17 protein-coding genes and 1 tRNA gene are annotated in these 16,489 nt (G+C 34.4%); 11 read left to right on the forward strand and 7 right to left on the reverse strand.

Annotated elements, in window-relative coordinates:
- Positions 1 to 22: 22 nt before the first annotated feature.
- Both NMY3_RS06495 and NMY3_RS06500 read right to left on the reverse strand, forming a co-directional pair.
- Complete coding sequence (locus NMY3_RS06495; RefSeq protein ID WP_196818101.1) at positions 23 to 805, reverse strand: hypothetical protein; 783 nt, start codon at positions 803 to 805, stop codon at positions 23 to 25.
- Positions 806 to 1,033: 228 nt separating this feature from the next.
- Positions 1,034 to 1,486: a hypothetical protein gene (locus tag NMY3_RS06500; protein ID WP_196818102.1), complete on the reverse strand. Its 453-nt coding sequence runs from the start codon at positions 1,484 to 1,486 to the stop codon at positions 1,034 to 1,036.
- Between the two features lie 457 nt (positions 1,487 to 1,943).
- On the opposite strand from NMY3_RS06500, the gene NMY3_RS06505 reads away from it, so the two are divergent.
- The 5 genes from NMY3_RS06505 to NMY3_RS06525 all read left to right on the forward strand — a co-directional run bounded on the left by NMY3_RS06505 (position 1,944) and on the right by NMY3_RS06525 (position 5,055).
- Positions 1,944 to 2,501 (forward strand): hypothetical protein, encoded by a 558-nt coding sequence (locus NMY3_RS06505; protein ID WP_196818103.1) that lies wholly within the window; start codon positions 1,944 to 1,946, stop codon positions 2,499 to 2,501.
- Between the two features lie 272 nt (positions 2,502 to 2,773).
- Positions 2,774 to 3,748: an iron-containing alcohol dehydrogenase gene (locus NMY3_RS06510; RefSeq protein ID WP_231100368.1), complete on the forward strand. Its 975-nt coding sequence runs from the start codon at positions 2,774 to 2,776 to the stop codon at positions 3,746 to 3,748.
- A gap of 68 nt (positions 3,749 to 3,816) precedes the next feature.
- A complete protein-coding gene (locus tag NMY3_RS06515) occupies positions 3,817 to 4,419 on the forward strand; it encodes an SRPBCC family protein (protein WP_196818104.1) in 603 nt (200 codons plus the stop codon).
- Positions 4,420 to 4,500: 81 nt separating this feature from the next.
- Positions 4,501 to 4,589, forward strand: a tRNA-Lys gene (locus NMY3_RS06520).
- Between the two features lie 325 nt (positions 4,590 to 4,914).
- Entirely contained in the window at positions 4,915 to 5,055 is a 141-nt protein-coding gene (locus NMY3_RS06525; protein WP_196818105.1) for a hypothetical protein, read from the forward strand.
- 89 nt (positions 5,056 to 5,144) lie between these two features.
- Here NMY3_RS06525 and NMY3_RS06530 read toward each other — a convergent pair whose 3' ends face one another.
- Positions 5,145 to 5,813 carry a PepSY domain-containing protein gene (locus tag NMY3_RS06530; RefSeq protein ID WP_196818106.1) on the reverse strand — a complete coding sequence of 223 codons (669 nt, stop codon included), beginning with the start codon at positions 5,811 to 5,813 and terminating at the stop codon, positions 5,145 to 5,147.
- Positions 5,814 to 6,511: 698 nt separating this feature from the next.
- Between NMY3_RS06530 and NMY3_RS06535 the strand changes: the two genes are divergently transcribed.
- A complete protein-coding gene (locus NMY3_RS06535; RefSeq protein WP_196818107.1) occupies positions 6,512 to 7,141 on the forward strand; it encodes a class I SAM-dependent methyltransferase in 630 nt (209 codons plus the stop codon).
- 360 nt (positions 7,142 to 7,501) lie between these two features.
- Here the strand turns inward: NMY3_RS06535 and NMY3_RS06540 are convergent, their stop codons facing one another.
- Together NMY3_RS06540 and NMY3_RS06545 are read right to left on the reverse strand one after the other, a co-directional pair.
- Positions 7,502 to 8,299 (reverse strand): hypothetical protein, encoded by a 798-nt coding sequence (locus NMY3_RS06540; protein ID WP_231100369.1) that lies wholly within the window; start codon positions 8,297 to 8,299, stop codon positions 7,502 to 7,504.
- Positions 8,300 to 8,736: 437 nt separating this feature from the next.
- A complete protein-coding gene (locus tag NMY3_RS06545; protein ID WP_196818109.1) occupies positions 8,737 to 8,943 on the reverse strand; it encodes a sporulation protein Cse60 in 207 nt (68 codons plus the stop codon).
- 396 nt (positions 8,944 to 9,339) lie between these two features.
- Between NMY3_RS06545 and NMY3_RS06550 the strand changes: the two genes are divergently transcribed.
- Positions 9,340 to 10,161 carry a cupredoxin domain-containing protein gene (locus NMY3_RS06550; RefSeq protein ID WP_196818110.1) on the forward strand — a complete coding sequence of 274 codons (822 nt, stop codon included), beginning with the start codon at positions 9,340 to 9,342 and terminating at the stop codon, positions 10,159 to 10,161.
- 779 nt (positions 10,162 to 10,940) lie between these two features.
- Here the strand turns inward: NMY3_RS06550 and NMY3_RS06555 are convergent.
- On the reverse strand, positions 10,941 to 11,696 hold the full coding sequence (locus NMY3_RS06555; protein ID WP_196818111.1) for an MBL fold metallo-hydrolase: 756 nt from the start codon (positions 11,694 to 11,696) through the stop codon (positions 10,941 to 10,943).
- 194 nt (positions 11,697 to 11,890) lie between these two features.
- Here NMY3_RS06555 and NMY3_RS06560 point away from each other — a divergent pair, with 194 nt between their 5' ends.
- Together NMY3_RS06560 and NMY3_RS06565 are read left to right on the forward strand one after the other, a co-directional pair.
- Positions 11,891 to 12,175 carry a hypothetical protein gene (locus NMY3_RS06560; RefSeq protein ID WP_196818112.1) on the forward strand — a complete coding sequence of 95 codons (285 nt, stop codon included), beginning with the start codon at positions 11,891 to 11,893 and terminating at the stop codon, positions 12,173 to 12,175.
- 222 nt (positions 12,176 to 12,397) lie between these two features.
- A complete protein-coding gene (locus NMY3_RS06565; RefSeq protein WP_196818113.1) occupies positions 12,398 to 12,595 on the forward strand; it encodes a hypothetical protein in 198 nt (65 codons plus the stop codon).
- Between the two features lie 1,167 nt (positions 12,596 to 13,762).
- Here the strand turns inward: NMY3_RS06565 and NMY3_RS06570 are convergent.
- Positions 13,763 to 14,332 carry a hypothetical protein gene (locus NMY3_RS06570; protein WP_196818114.1) on the reverse strand — a complete coding sequence of 190 codons (570 nt, stop codon included), beginning with the start codon at positions 14,330 to 14,332 and terminating at the stop codon, positions 13,763 to 13,765.
- A gap of 502 nt (positions 14,333 to 14,834) precedes the next feature.
- Here NMY3_RS06570 and NMY3_RS06575 point away from each other — a divergent pair.
- Together NMY3_RS06575 and NMY3_RS06580 are read left to right on the forward strand one after the other, a co-directional pair.
- On the forward strand, positions 14,835 to 15,716 hold the full coding sequence (locus NMY3_RS06575) for an FkbM family methyltransferase (RefSeq protein ID WP_196818115.1): 882 nt from the start codon (positions 14,835 to 14,837) through the stop codon (positions 15,714 to 15,716).
- A 425-nt stretch (positions 15,717 to 16,141) separates the two neighbouring features.
- Positions 16,142 to 16,441 (forward strand): hypothetical protein, encoded by a 300-nt coding sequence (locus NMY3_RS06580; protein ID WP_196818116.1) that lies wholly within the window; start codon positions 16,142 to 16,144, stop codon positions 16,439 to 16,441.
- The last annotated feature ends 48 nt before the right edge of the window (positions 16,442 to 16,489 follow it).

The raw sequence follows: 16,489 nt of genomic DNA on the forward strand, positions 1-16,489 counted from the left end.
AAAAATCAACTTCTGCCTGACTTTAGTCAATATTTTTCCCCTTTCTGTCGGACTTTTTTGCAGTTTGGTATATGACATCTTCTCTATTGCTATCGCCATAGCCATAACCATAATTATCATTACTACCACCTAGTCTTTTGAGGGCTGTTAGAATTTCTCTCTCAATTTTATCTATTTCTGGGTTTGTATTTTTTTCATAGGGGGAATCAGTATGATCAATGTTTTTGGAATCTATGGATACCTTGCTGTCATCCACAAAGTCCGCTATTGTGTCCTTAGCTGCAGTATCACTACGTTTGTTGTTTGTCGATATTTCTGAAAATGAATTATTATTAGAAAGAGGGTTTGACCCTGTGGTCATAATCGGAGGTACTGATTCTGGCTGGGAAATAGACGAAGTTTCTATTGTTGGTATAGGATTAGTTTCCGAATCTTTTGATTTGATCGCATATGTATTTGCAGTCTGTCCTGTTTCTGATATTCTAGCGTCCCTTGAATTTTGGCCATATAGAATGGTATCTTTTAACAGACTTTGAGAAACAGATTCCTCATGAGTGGTAACCCCGGTTCGACGAAAAGTCGAAGGATCAAGAGAAGACCTCGGGTATTTGAATTTATCCTCATTAGCGGAAATTACCAAAACTTGGTTGTATAGATAGGATAATTTTGATTCTACTCTATCCAATTTTTCATCTATTTTTTCATTTAAATCAATATTTTTATACTGAATTTTTCTTATTTTAAGGTAAATAGTCAATATTATTAGTGAAATAACAATTGTTTGAACAAAAATTGCAACTATCATTAAATCAGAGGTACTTTCAAAACCAAACATTTCAATAAGAAATGGTAATTTTTTTCTCGCTTTTAAGTCTAATTATTCAATTAACTGTAGGGAAAGGTGTTGATGAGTTGGGTCGATCCAATCCACAGTGTTTTTGTCCTTTCATTATGCGCAGAGAATGCCATCTTAAAAGAACATCGAAAGAGGATGACCATGGTGGAAATGGTGGAGTAAGAAAGCAAGCAAGACCTATGCATTCCATCGAATTGAATCTGTATTTCGAATAAGGTAGGAAATTCGTTTAATAACACTTTTTGTATCATCCCCACAACCATAACGAGAATAAAAATTGTTTCCAATGTAACAGGCTTTGGAGAATTTCTGATCCACTAATTGCACATTCTCGTATCTTATGAGGCCTAAGTTAATTCCTATCAGGTCCATGATTACTTGTACCAGACCTTTCCTTGATGCGTATGCTCTATCTCTTTTCACATACCAAAACATCCTGGTTGGATCGTTGGGATAATTACTAAATACCAATTCTTTTAGTTCGGTAGATCTTTCAATATCAAAGTGTCCCAAAATTTCTATCTTTTTTTTCGATAGCTGGTAAATGACATTGGCAAATTTGGAGCAAGACGAGCAATAATTATCATAAATTAAAACCGGAAAATGAAACTTATCGTTTTCTTTTTCCATGTTTATTATTGCACATCCTGACTTTTATTTTATTAACTAACAAGAAAATTTGAAAATGCTGTCAAAACACTCCAGAATATGTCGAAAAATACAAAAGCGACAAATATGTACTTCCATTCGTCATTTCAAAGCTCTGGGAAATGAAAATTCAGCCTATTATTCAGAATGAAATTGCCTCTGTATTCGAGGTTTGATACCGATGCCTTAATGAATTAATAGGATAAACCAAGGCGGGTTTGCAAAACATGCTTGTCCCAGGCGCATCAAATCCTCGTCTCTGGTCCTGGCCTATCTGAGTGGCCGTCATTCTGCCGTCACTTACCCATCATTCTGCCGTCACTTACCCATCATTCTGCCGTCACTTACCCGTCATTTAGGTCAACTCTTATTTTATGAGGGATTTGCAGGTTGATTTCTTTATATATAAACTTTTTGTATATAATATATTTGTATAAACATGGTCAAAAGAATTCCTCGATCAATCAGGGTCGAGGTACTAAAACAATGGCTAGAAGGGGTCTCCCGGGACCAAATTGCCAAAAATAACGACATTGCCTTCGGGACTGTATCCAACATACTTTTAGAGATAAAAGAAAACGTTATTCCAGACATTGATTTGCTTAGGGAAATAGCTTCAGCATTAAAGAGGGAGGATTTGGAATTAAAGCAGTTCGCTCGTGCTATGAGATTAAATAAGTTACTAGACAACCTGGGAATGACAGAAGAGCAAATTGAAAATTTTTTGGAACATTTAAATGTATTCTTTTACAGGAACGATGTTGGAGACATCAAGAATTTTCTGATGCAACTCGAGTCAGTTTCTGATATGGTTAGGAATCTTGATCTTTCCATTTATGATATCGAAGAATATATCATTGATAAGCAGGCCGAACTATATTCGTTAATACTTGATATAGTTCAAATCAAAAAAAATATTGAAGAGGAGAAAGCTGAATTCGTTAGGGTTGTAAAGAATACTGAAAGATATCGAGCGGCACGTATGTTTGGAGGATGAGCTTCTAGCCAAGTCTAGTTTTGTGATGCTTGGATTACAGATTCAATTGTTAATAATGAACTTGCATTAATCTGAAATGACAATTGGAATAAGATCTATGATTTTCAAAAATTTACTCTTTATGACTGATCAGGGGTTGTAATATCGATTTTGACCCCAGAGAAGGGATAAGTGAGGGTGTTGCTAATCAGTCTTGATAACTGTAAAAAGAATAATGTGATTTCTGCAAATTTATAATGTGAGTATCCAGATATCAGAAGAAAATATTTAAATTGAAAAAAACATTTCAGGGTAATGTGTGGAAGATTTTAATTCCAAAAAAAATCGCATATGGCGAAAATGCCGCAAAGGAATTTGATTACCCTGAAAATGCATTAATAATAACAACAACAGAGCCCAAGATTTATGAAAAATGGATAGAGTATATGGGAATAAAAAATTATCACATTTATGATAAAGTTACTCCTGATCCAGCTGTTGAAACAATTGAAACCATAAAAAATGAGTTTGATGGAAAAAATGTATCTTGTTACATAGGGTTAGGCGGTGGTAGCTCGCTTGATGTGTGTAAATACTTGAGCAAAATGACTGGTGTCCCAAAAATTCTAATACCTACTACATTTGGAACTGGTGCCGAAATGACTACTTACGCTGTAATCAGTTTTGATCACAAAAAGAAACTATTGCAGGATGAGGCTTTCTTGGCCGACGCCGCTATTATCGATCCATACTTTTTGCCTGGGACTCCATTTAATATCATGCGTAATTCTGCATGTGATGCTGCAGCACAGGCTTCTGAGGGATATGATAGCAAGTTGGCAAATCCTCTAACAAAACTATTTTGTAAGGAGGCATTTGATATTCTGGAAGACGCTATAATCAACGACAAGCCCGACTTATTGCCTTATGGGGCAATGCTTTCAGGAATAGGTTTCGGCAACTCATCAACTACCCTTGGGCACGCCTTATCTTACGTTTTTTCCAATGAGGGAGTGCCACACGGATATTCTTTATCTTCATGCACAACCGTAGCACACAAGTTTAACAATTCTATCTATTCTGATAGATTCAAGAAAATATGTCAAAAACTAAAATTTGAGCCCTTAAAGCTTAATCAACCTCTGGATGCCGCAGCGGATGTTATCATGCCTGATAGGGGGCATTTAGATAACAATCCGAAAGAAGTTACAAAACAGGACATTATAAAATGTCTAGATGAGATTGTAAATAGTAATCCACTTGCTTAAAAACTCTATTTTTTTGTTTTTGCTAGGAAAAACTATAAATTCATATTAATTATTTATCAAGTTATCTTATGACTACCATTAGTAAGAGTATGGATATTGCTGCTCCATTGAGCGAAGTTTTCACTTATTTTGCAAGGCCTGAACATATGGCAGATCAATTTCCAGAAAATATGGGTCTAAACGTAATTCCATTAGAAGTTAAAAACGGGTTTGGAGTAGGTACAATTTTTAGAATTAGCGGTGATTTTGATGGCAAAAAATTGGAATGGGATTGTGAAACAATTGATTACATTCCACATAAAAAAATAGTCGCAAAAATGATTGAGGGGCCATTTAAACACTGGCAGATTACTGTTGATTTTGATGAATTAGGAGAGAAAAAAACAAAGACAACATTGACAGTAGAGTATGATATGCCCATGGGACCTCTTGGAGGCCTAATTGATAAGGTTAAACTAAAGAAAATAGCTGAAAGGGGTATGGAAAATGGCTTGTACAGAGTTAAAGCATTGTTGGAGGGCACAGGTTCTATTCCGGTCTATATCACTCTAGAAGCCTATAGAAAGGTATTAAAGGAGAAAGAGAGGCTGAAATGCTCAGTTTCTGAGGCAATTGTTGATATAATCAATCAAAATCAACAACAAGCTACAGCCGCCAAACCAATACCATAATTTTTGAATCCATTATATAATAAAACAGATAATTTCCTTAGCTTAGTTTAAATAGTGTTCAGTTAATTTCATTTAAACGTAGGGTTCGTAGCTCAGCCAGGTAGAGCGTCTGGCTCTTAACCAGATCGAAAGAGGTTAAAATGTCGTGGGTCCGAATCCCACCGAACCCGCTACCATTTATAGTAACTATAACGATAACAATACATTAGATCGATTCTTAAGAAATGAGGATTATACATAATCGGCTAGTTGGTAGTTCAAAACAATTCTTGGATCATTTGACTTGTCGCTGTTAATTTGTATAGGTATATGAAGATGCACTTAGGTTTTGTTACTATTGCTGCTGATGTTGGCTTAGAAAAACTACTTGTTTTCTTCGGTTAACATAATTGATAAGATCAAAGTCACGTTGTGGATTTTCGTATACTTTGAAATTGGATTCGCGTGTTGGAACTTTGATACAATATTTGACCATATTTCATAATAGTGAATGTATTGAACTACATAAGTACAATTTTCAAGTTTGATGATCCTTCGCAGGAGATTATTATTGATACAGGTTCTGAAAAGTATTGGATAGGTGCAGATAAAGTTTCTTCCTACTGGAGACACAAAGAAGGATTTAGTAAGGAATAATTCTATTTATTTTTATCCAATTTTTCTTAATAACTGCTATACGATGTTATAAAAGAATATTGTAAGGTCGACCTAGTCAGCCTAGGTCTCTAATCCCATGAATTTTCGGCATCACCATGACCCATCATATTACCTTGACCCATCATGCCCATCTCTGGACCCATCATATTACCTTGACCCATCATGCCCATCTCTGGACCCATCATATTACCTTGACCCATCATGCCCATCTCTGGACCCATCATATTACCTTGACCCATCATGCCACCTTTACCGCCGTGGACTAACATCATCAATTTCATAAATGATGTTTTCTCGTCCTTCAACAAATTGCCGTTACCTGGATCGACTAAGACCTTGTGTGGTGTTCCACTAGAGTCAAGTACAATCACTGTATAAACTATGTAATGTTTTTCTGGATGTAAGAATGCAGCTATTGTAGTAGCGTTATCGCCAACTGCTCCTCGAGCGGTTGTGATCGCATCATTGATATCTACCTTAATCATGGATTTGAATGCATTAATTATTGGCTGAAAAATAGATATAGAGCTCGTTAAGTTGTTATCCTGTTGTTTAGCCTCATAGGATCCCATAGACATATCGTCATTCATTGGCATCCCAATAGGGTTGTGAGATGTCTGACCATTTGTCGTATTACTTGAAGTTTGTGCATAGACGCCTGCTATTGTGGAAAAAAGTAAAAGTAAACTAAACAGCGCAGCGAATGGCGCTACAAATAATGAATTATTCTGATTCATTAAGACTAAATACAAATAAAAGTATATAAATATACAAAAATGTCCATAATATAACTAAAATTAGATACCTTTTTCAATTTTCCAGCGACTGTATTGCAGGCATTTTGATCATAGTAATTACTTGACTCTTCAGAAAACTAAATTTATATCTTAACCATGAAATGATTAGTTACGGCCTGCATATTATAACAAAGTTTCAAGTAAACTGTAATAGGATTAAAATCTGATTGATTTAAAAATAAGGATAACAAAGGAATATGATTTAATTGAATTATTCTCCTTTAAAGGATTTTTCTGATGAACCTATTTTATCGGAATAAACATTCCTGTAATCTCTCCAATCGATATTTGAATATGAACAAGGTACTGTAAGTAACAGCAAAAAATATCCGATATTCCTTTTTGATCGAGTAACTACAATGTAGGTTCCCATCTATCTCTAGTGGGATTTTTAGTCTAAGTCATGGCTGATGGCAATTACTATCTGAATGAACTTATCAAACCCATGTGGAATTTCACACGATTTCCACCGAACCCGCTACCTAATGTAGTAACGAAATTACTTACAACAGTGCTCTAAAATAATTAATAATCATTCAAAATTAGTATATTACAAGGTTTTTTCTAAATCACAATGTATTGAATAAAGACAAAAGAATCATACAGTGAATATCCCAAAGAATGGATTAAGACATAGAATGAGTAAAGTTTGGGATAAAATATATGAATCCGATAGCGCATTTTTTGGTGATGAACCTAGCCATTTTGCAACCCTTTGTTTAAGAGAAATGAAAACAAATAATGTAAAAAAATTGTTAGAATTAGGTGCAGGTCAAGGTAGAGATTCAATATTTTTCGCCTCAAATGGGATTCAGGTCGCGGCATTAGATTATTCAAACGCTGGGATTGAAATAATACTCAATAAGACAAAAAAAGAAAAAAAAGGATTGCAAGTTAATTCAAAAACGTTTGATATAAGGAATGCACTTCCATTTCCAAATAATTATTTTGATGCAGTATACTCTCATATGTTCCTTAATATGAAGTTCTCACAGGATGAACTCAATTTTATTATTTCAGAAATAAGAAGAGTATTAAAAGATGGAGGGTTTAACTTTTTTTCAGTCAGAAATAATCATGACAATTTTTACAGGAAGGGGATGGAAATTGAAAAAGGTATTTATGATATAAACGGTTTTGAAATTCGTTTCTTTACGGAAAAGGATATTCAGGATTTACTCGGAGGACATTTTCAATTACTTTGGATAAAGGAAATGTCTGAAGATCCAGTTACCCTTTATCTAATATGTTATAAGAAGAATCTCTAATGAGGAATAATTTTCACAAAGGAATCTATCAGGGTACTAGTCAATTTCCAGTTATCTTGTAATGCTTTTCCACATCATTGGCTATTGTTAATAATAGGATAACAGAATGGTTGAATAAATTCAAATTTGTTTCACATACCACCGAACCCGCATAGTATACGGGTCTATATACGGGTTATTCGTTAATATATTCGTCATAAGGATATGAATCTTGATGATTTTCGTATTAACTTGAGGTTTAGTGGATGCCAGTAAAATTAGAAACCACACTAAGTATTAAAAATAAAATATTGAATGGGGTACACAAAAGCCATAGATTGTTCATTTTCTTGTAGGTAACTTGTAGGAGTAATTGACTTTCTACCTTTCAATATTGGTATTATCATAGGCGGTTGCAAGGGCCTGACTATTTCGCAGATCCCCTTGATTTAGATTTTGACTTGGACTTCCAACCACAGATGGCAATGTAGCAATTTGTGATTGATTAGTTAGAACACTGCCTGGAGGAACCAATGTGTTGTCGGGGATTTCAACTCCTGTTATGATACTGCCGACCCTGATGACCACGTTGTTACCTATCTTTGAATCAAGCACAGCACTCTTGACTCCGATTAACGTATTGTTTCCAATCCACACTGGCCCATGGATAAGCGAGTCATGTGCCAAGCTCACATTTCCACTGAGGTATATTGCATATCCCTCATCAAATCGTGTGTCATTGCCTAGTAGTCTATCTCCTTCTTGTGAAAACCTTTTGTTATCAACATTGGTACCGTCTCTAACAGCATCAAGAGCATGTAGAATTACTCCATCCTGAATGTTTGAATAATCACCAATGTGAATCGGAATGCCTTCATCCGCTCTACAAACAGCAGTGGGGGCTACTAATACCTTCTTTCCAATTGAACAATCGCCGATTATTATTGCAAATGGATGTATGTATGCCGTATCATCTATTCTGGGGGATGTAACATTTTCAACGACAAATGTATTTACATTAGACATTATGTTTGGCCATTGTTTAGATATTATCGATGTATCGTTAATAGTATCTTGACCCATGGCGAAAGGATTTTGATATCCTAAACTAATAGTTAATACCAGAATCAAAGATAATGTCATTACTACGACAGAGTATGTAGCACAGCTATTTTTCATTAGATTTGTTATAGATTGCAAAATATAAACAATTACCTTATGTAGTATAAGGAAAATGGTATTTAATAATTAATTTTAACCTATGCGTTTAATTTTTTGTAATTTTAATACATATCTACTAGCCCCGAGCCGCGCTGAGCGCGGCGTTATAATATCCAATACCTGTCTGGACTGCAGGTCAATTACTATCTTTTATCTGCATGAAATGTGAAGACTTTGGTTCGCAAAAGACGACTGAATTAGTAGATTTGCTGTCGTCCTAAACATAGAATGATTTACAGGTAGTAGTAATCTTGGCAACAATATTATTGTGATGTTAAGTATGTGAACCATATTCAGGAGTTGAACAGGGTTGCCAGTTTAACATATTTTTTTGATTAGTCAATACTATTCTGCCCCGCTTTCTGAGCGGCCCAATGTCATTTCACCTACCAAATTTATTCATATATTTGAGGATCTTCTTTATCTGGGTTCATATTTTCTTCATAAAGAATCAAAGCCGCATAATTCTCAACATCATTTTGACTATTGGCGATAAACTTAACATCAATCAACCTTCTTACTTCTTCCTTTTTTAGAAATTCATTGATATTTTTTTCAAGGTCTGACAGCTGCTGGTTATGATAGATCTTTACTCTTGTCATATTCATAGTTATGTACGATTGGTTTTAACATGTTCATATAAACCAAAAATTGAATTACAATCGTTGTTGAAATTGTTCAATGCATCTGAATACCTTAGTTAAACCGCATATATCGTATTGAAGCGTTTTCACTGAGCCACTTTATTCATTCGTTACATAATCATTATTATTTTAAGAGTAAACATATTGAAAGATTTATGATTTGATATGTGTGTGGTTTTAAGTTAATTTATAGTCACACGCCGTCCTCAAGGGCGGCGTTATACTATTGACATAGAAATTGGCCACTTTGGCATCTCAAATTCAGATCATCTTAGGTATCAGCCGCTCCTAGGGGACAGCCTATCAGTGTAAGGAACCCGAGCTTTTAATTACCCTAAAATCTCCAATATTCAAATGAATAGTATAAATAAAAATTCAAGTATTCATCTATTTTTAGCAATAGTTGGTACACTGGGATTGTTAATTCCCGCATCTTACTCATTGAATAATGAGGTTAATGCTCAACTAAATATATCCAGTAGTGATGATGGCGGCAATCTCCAGCCAAATATTAGTGCAGAAAGCATTTTCAACACAAAGACAATGACTTTGGGTAATAATATAAAAAACCTTGTTATCCTTATTCCTAATGAAGGTCATCATGCTGCTGGCGAAGATAGTGAAGCAAGGTTTTTGGACCAACATTTTGTAGCCGAAAATGCAGTAGTTAACACAGGTACTACCGTTCAATGGTTTAACGGCGATGCAGGTCATGAACGCACTATAGATGTTAAAGATGATACTGGTAATAGTGTATTTAATACCGGAGAAATCGTTGATAGTCAAGCATCTACTCCATTTACTTTTAGTAATCCAGGTGTGTATAACTATGAAGCAGAAGGTGACCCAGGTGTAACAATGACAGGTTCCGTAACAGTTGGAAATATTCAATCATCAGTAACACCGTCTAGCGCATCTACCTCAAATTCAAATTCAAGTGGTATTGATACCGTAGGAATTTTAATGGTTCCAACACAAAATATTGATGATTATATTCAACAAATAACTAGTGCAGGAATTACAGTCGATAATACCTATGACTTTAAAGACCTGAGAGGTGGGCAAGAAGGAACAGGAGATATACAAACATTAATTGTATGGACTACAGGTGGCAAAGATTTAATCCAAACACTTTCATTCTTAAGCGGGCTCTCATCTGATTTGCCATATAGTTGATAACAAACTATTTTTTATTTTATTGATGACATCTAAGTTGAATTAAAAACCGATTTAAGCTATCTTACTGAAAAGTTTTATCTGCATACCAAGAAAGGTAACAAGGACAAAAATTTACTCCAAGATATTAAATAATAAGATACATCATATTTTGGGTGCAAAGTATCTTAAATACAGATTTGTTATCTTTAATCAATTATTCTATCAATTTCCTTACCAAGCCTAGATTGACAATATTATATTACATCTAGAGAAGTATTTTTCAACTCTTCCAGATGTAAACATCAAGCCTAAATGATGCATTATAAATTAAATTGTATTGTTTATAAAATATAACTAATTAATTAGGTGTAAATGCTTTGAATCGCTAGTCATTACGCTCCATCTAAGTGTAGAATGGAATTTACTAAAATGAATTATTGTATATTTTATCGGATTCACATAACGAGTTAAATTTTAACGGTAATATATCAAAATAGTTTCAACTTTTTATGTTACGCCGCCCTCAAGGCGGCGTTACTATTCATATAAAAACAAATTATAGCTGTTGGATTATGCCATGTTTAACTAACAAACTATACAATTCGGGTTGTTCTTTTTTCAAGGCTTCTTTTGAAGATGGTAAGAATGATTTGACATTCTTTAATCGAATATTAGATTCTCTTTGAGGACTATCTTCTAATTATCATTGTGAGTGGCTACTATGACAACATGCTTCTTGTTGTCATAACGGAGGTACGGACTAGTGCCCATCAGTAACAGGAGACTGAATTAATGTTTTATTTTGCTATCGCATTCTTATCTGTAATGGCAACAGACACAGCTTTTTCTATCATCCGTTGAGCATTCTCAAGTATAGGTGTTGACTGGTGCGCTAACAACAATTTTTCAACCTTGAGATTCAAAAGTCTCCTTGCAGATACAATGGAAGTTTCCCAATCCTTTGTTACTGCAGATGGAGGAACAAATAGTCCGTCAGTATTTAAAATAGAATTAAAAAGAACATCTCCACCAATGAGAATTCGACGTTCTCGGTCATACAGGGATATATGACCTGGAGTATGTCCAGGTGTATGGATAACTTGCAGGGTGTTTGCTATCATGTCGCCATCTTTCAAAAGTTCATTAGTGACAATTGGGCCGATGTTTATGTTTCCAAATTTTTTTGTTACTTTATCAATACTAGTTCCCATCAACTTCAAAACATGTTCAAAGGCATCCTTATCAGGTGGACCATTATATTGCAGTTCATGTGACAAGTATGTGGACTCTATCCAATGTGAATAAATTTTGGCACCCGTCTTTCTCTTTACTTCATTGGCGGCCTCAATATGGTCCGGATGCAAATGTGTTAGAACAATGCGATTTATGTCTTTGATATCAATACCTGCATTCGACAAATAGGACTCAAACGTTGGAATACTACAAGTAAAACATGTGTCTATAAGGGTATAGTCTCTTGGACCCTCTTCAATAAGATATGACACCATACCTACAGTTGGTATCGGATGGTCCAATCCGTCTATTGAATGCACCTTTGCCACAATCTCTACCATGTAATATTATAGTTCGCTCCTAGCAATAAGGATTTTGTTGATTAGACCAAAGTCATTACAATTACGCATATTACCTCATGATTGGAGTAATAGAAGTAGTTCGTGTGTATAGGTGATAACGTTTGGGTCAGAAAGGTTAGTTTTTGACGCTCCGTCTCTAATTCCTTAAATGCATGCCCCTAACATTACATCACATGTTTAGATACCTTGACGCTCCTGATGACTCTTTTTTGCAAAAGGACAATGACTATAATAGATTACTGAAGAAGTTGCGTAATTTTACAGAATATTTATCATCTGAGGACAAGGAATTATTGTTAAAAATGATTAATGAAGTTTATTATAAATATCATAGATCCATCTTAATGAACTCGGAAAGTGACACCGAACTAATGCTTTCAACGTTGATAGGGTTATTGACAAAACAGAATTTAGAAATTGAAAGATTAAGGAAGTAACATTCTCTTATGTTACATTCCTTCCAGCAGTAAAAAGGGTTCACTACTCGTTGTGCCAACTGGATGACTTTCATGCGCCGCCTTACCGGGGCCTGCTGCCATGTCATTATCTTATTAAGTCAGGCTAGATGATATTTCACGCCGTCCGATAAAGGTGGCGGCGTTGGACCACGCCTTGGTATCTATAATGTCAAATGGGATATTATCAAACATGATTCTTATGTGATTATTAACATAGCAGAGGCCGCTGTAAGTAGTATAGTTCCAGACAAGTTTATTGGAGATGCCAAGCCGATGGTAGTGGGTAATATTTGTCCTCATGATGGTTATGTAGAGTTCACAGTGTGGCGGTGGGGGGATTTTCCTTATCTTGACTTTTGGACAGATATTCTTGTATTTAATTCCTACGACCCAAGATAGGATAGGCAAAGGTTTCCATCCATTTTTGCCTCTGTAAATACTATTGACGATAACTAATGGGAAAATGATAAATAATTTACATTTTAGGAATTTCATTTATTATATTGAGTCAGAAACTAGTTTTTGTTCTATTGATTCATATTAAACTGTCAATCATATGATAACGGCAAATTAATTTTTTGTTGGATAAAATATATATTTTTGAAACTATTTATTGGTATCCAAATTAATGGCACGCACAACTCAGTAACTATAGTATATCAACATGTAAGCCACAAATATTAGAGTTAATTTCTATTGGCACATGTTATCAATGAAATCGACGTCCGCCCTGTTTGACTAAACATCATCAGTTTGGGCTCAAGATCGGAATATTCACAGATCTGTGACTTTCCATCGAACCCGATGAAAATAATAATTACTACAAACATATGACTAGTCTGGATATATTGTTTTAATAATTTGTTATATGTGTCAAAAGAAATGTATGAAGATCATAGAATAAAGTGTTCGTCTTGTGGGAGATTATTTCACTCAAAGGAAAATGAGATAATTTGTGAAGAGTGCTATAAAGAACTTGAAAATATAAAATAATTATCTTCAATTTTACAGTCATTTTTGATAATATAATTTTATGGATATATGTGATTTCAGATTACAAACTAGTGTGAAATTTCACACTCGTCCCACCGAACCAGCTACCCTTTCTAGTAACGATATTAGATATTTTATGCAGGTTTTGACATACAGATAGTTATCATATTTCGGATATTGATAATCAAAATGATAAGTGATTATTGACTTGGTCATTAGTCCCATTCAAATAAAAATCTCTGGATATTACGCCACAATCCTGCTCAGTAGTTTGTCCTGGAATTACACATCAATATCCGGAATGTGAAAGGGGTAAGTCGAAATCACATCCTTAAATCTGATGCATAGTTGATGTTAAATTAGTATACCTTTTTTAAAAGTCTAATGAATAATAAAAATCATAATCGATACCATATAGACCCACTTCCTTGAAAGATTCTTTAGCGCCAACTCTGATGTAATTAGAGTTTAAGCCTTTGACAAATCACACACTTTGCCATTGACTAAATCTTATCTTTTAAAGATCAAAGGATTGACAATAACTAAAAATGAAAGATTTAATTCATTGACGTGTCAACAGTGCAGTTTCTCCCTAATAATCTTTGGTTGATCCAAGCCACCGAATTTGGTCAGTATATCGCAATAGCTATTATTATCATTCTGGTCCCTGAAAGAAACTTCATATGTAGCAGTGACGGTGCTACCTGAAGAGGGTATATGACACGTAACCTTTAATGGTCCCTGATTTGGTGCACCGCTGCAAGTATTTTTCCCACTGATGGGATTACTAAAACTAAAAGATACCGGTCCAACATCCTGTCCATTTAATCTTGCAACCTTTGCAAAAACGGTACCTTGTTCCAGACCACCAAATAAACCTGTGCTATCTGTTCTCCAAAGCACTGCAGCTCCATTCAAAATTTCAGTTGGCAATTGAGTAAACTTTCCAGAGGCCATATTCCAAGTTACTTGAGTGAAGAATGTCCCTGGTGGAGCAAAAGCTTGACCTATGATTACGGCATTTGCTTCTTGAGATAATGCTGGAATCACAAATACCATCACCATGAGAACAAACACAACTGAGAAAACCGCCAATTGTGTAGTTTTAGTCTGCAGAATTTCTTCCATATACGCCTTAGTCATATTTTGATACTCCAAATTCTTTATATAACAATGTCTGTGAAGTATACTTCAAGATATTACTGGTTCATCATACTTGTCCACATTTGGATGTGAAAACTTGAAATATTCGGAGGTAAAATACAGTTTAGACTTCAAACTAATATTTTAGCAAATTCTATCATTTAGCAAAACCATAGACTCATGTGGATATCCTCATGATTTCCACCGAACCTGCATAGTATACGGAATTTAATCCCCAAAATCATTTTGTTGGTAGAGAACAAATCACCAAAAATCTTTCCTCAAATATCAAATTTGTATCTGTCATGATAGATAGTCTATTATTTGATTGTAGAAAAGATGATGTAATTAATGAAGAAAATACAATTCGGATAATGACCCCAAATGTAATATAGAGGGTTAATTGACACTGCCACTAAATTAAGTAACTATTTACTTACTGATTTCCCAAGTAATTTTATACAAAATCTAGATAATTAGATGGGTTCTTTTTATATTCGATTTGACAATTAAATATGCTGTCAATAGAATCCTAAATAAAGAATATATTAATACATCTACATTTTATTCTCATGTTTTACCTTATCGAATAATTAAAGCCATTTATCCATCGCATAAAATAGACACAGTTAGAATTTATGATGGAAAACATTCATTACAATTAGATCCAACAGATGCCTTGAATTTGGCATGGTATAGAATTTATGAACCATTTGAAACTCAAACGATGTTAAACTCTATTGATGAAGGCGATACGGTCCTTGACTTGGGCGCATTTATTGGATATTATTCAGTCCAATTCAGTTATAAAGTAGGTCCGAAGGGGAGTGTCTACTCGGTTGAAGCAAGTCCTAATAACTTTGATATATTGAAAGAGAATACAAGGAAATATGACAATATTCATATAGAAAATAGAGCAGTTGCAAAGGAACATAATTCTACAGTTTCAATCTACGAATGCAATTCTAATAATGGAATGAATAGAATTTATCCATCTAAATACAGCAGCTCTAAAACAAGTAATCAAAAGGTGAAAACTATGAGACTAGATTCATACTTTGCAGGTAGACAGCCAATTAATTTCATAAAGATGGATTTGGAAGGCTCTGAATTCGGAGCATTAGAAGGAATGGAGGAGATATTTCAAAACAACAAAGGGGTAAAGTTAATGATGGAATTTCACCCGGATAGCATCAAAGAATATGGAAAAAACCCTAGAGATTTGATTGAATTATTATATTCATACGGTCTTAAACCATATCATCTAAACAAGAAAACAAAACAAAAGGAACTAATCAAATTAACTATTACTTCAACGGGTTCAAATATAGACGATTTTGTTGAATATTCAAATAACGAAACAACAAATTTGATTTGTGAATAATTAAACTACAAAATAAATTCAAATGTGGGTTATATGGCATGATTTAAATGCAAAACACCTTTTAAAAGGCCTTTGGAGATGTCGAAGGTATGATACTCTCTATATTGCCTTAAAAATACATTGTAACTACAGTGCCATTCACTAATTGTAACTAATTGTAACTAATTGTAACTAATTGATAAATAAATACAAAAACTCATATGCGTAAGTTTCTGTATTATAATAATAATCGCCATCCAATTCAAAGTTTAGAACAGATTACTCACAGATCTGTAACTCTTTCCACCGAATCCGCAACAATATTGGTCTTTTTATTCCACCCAGTTCATTATATTAGTATACATCATCATGAGCGACCGCGACCCCAACAAACAACCCGAGAACCTTGAATTACAAGCTAGACAAATTGCCATGATACTAGACAAATGACCATAACTAAAACCCAACAAATAGAGCTAACCAGAAAAATTTTTAAAATACTTGGGGGTGAAAAGAACGTATATAATTTACACTTTTACTGGAATAAGGGCGACGGGTTAGAGTTTTACACTGGTAGTATATCAAAGGTTCAAAAGAAACAAATCAAAAAATTGTTTGATAGAAATAGATTCTACATATTGGTAGAGAATTCAAAACCTAACCCATTAGAATTATATCATCCTAACAATGGTTTACACTTTTGGATATACGAAAAGCCCACGTATAAAAACCCCCCAACATCATGAGCCTTAACATACAAGCGCCACATCTTTTAACACTTCATTATATTATAG

Origin of the sequence: Candidatus Nitrosocosmicus oleophilus (assembly GCF_000802205.1) — an archaeon.
GTDB classification, from domain to species: domain Archaea; phylum Thermoproteota; class Nitrososphaeria; order Nitrososphaerales; family Nitrososphaeraceae; genus Nitrosocosmicus; species Nitrosocosmicus oleophilus.

Excerpts from the sequence above, each read along its gene's own strand:
- NMY3_RS06545 (WP_196818109.1), bottom strand. The coding sequence starts at position 8,943 with ATGACAAGAGTAAAGATCTATCATAACCAGCAGCTGTCAGACCTTGAA.
- NMY3_RS06500 (WP_196818102.1), bottom strand. The coding sequence starts at position 1,486 with ATGGAAAAAGAAAACGATAAGTTTCATTTTCCGGTTTTAATTTATGAT.
- NMY3_RS06530 (WP_196818106.1), bottom strand. The coding sequence starts at position 5,813 with ATGAATCAGAATAATTCATTATTTGTAGCGCCATTCGCTGCGCTGTTT.
- NMY3_RS06540 (WP_231100369.1), bottom strand. The coding sequence starts at position 8,299 with ATGAAAAATAGCTGTGCTACATACTCTGTCGTAGTAATGACATTATCT.
- NMY3_RS06550 (WP_196818110.1), top strand. The coding sequence starts at position 9,340 with ATGAATAGTATAAATAAAAATTCAAGTATTCATCTATTTTTAGCAATA.
- NMY3_RS06570 (WP_196818114.1), bottom strand. The coding sequence starts at position 14,332 with ATGACTAAGGCGTATATGGAAGAAATTCTGCAGACTAAAACTACACAA.
- NMY3_RS06535 (WP_196818107.1), top strand. The coding sequence starts at position 6,512 with ATGAGTAAAGTTTGGGATAAAATATATGAATCCGATAGCGCATTTTTT.
- NMY3_RS06580 (WP_196818116.1), top strand. The coding sequence starts at position 16,142 with ATGACCATAACTAAAACCCAACAAATAGAGCTAACCAGAAAAATTTTT.
- NMY3_RS06560 (WP_196818112.1), top strand. The coding sequence starts at position 11,891 with ATGCCCCTAACATTACATCACATGTTTAGATACCTTGACGCTCCTGAT.
- NMY3_RS06505 (WP_196818103.1), top strand. The coding sequence starts at position 1,944 with ATGGTCAAAAGAATTCCTCGATCAATCAGGGTCGAGGTACTAAAACAA.
- NMY3_RS06495 (WP_196818101.1), bottom strand. The coding sequence starts at position 805 with ATGATAGTTGCAATTTTTGTTCAAACAATTGTTATTTCACTAATAATA.
- NMY3_RS06515 (WP_196818104.1), top strand. The coding sequence starts at position 3,817 with ATGACTACCATTAGTAAGAGTATGGATATTGCTGCTCCATTGAGCGAA.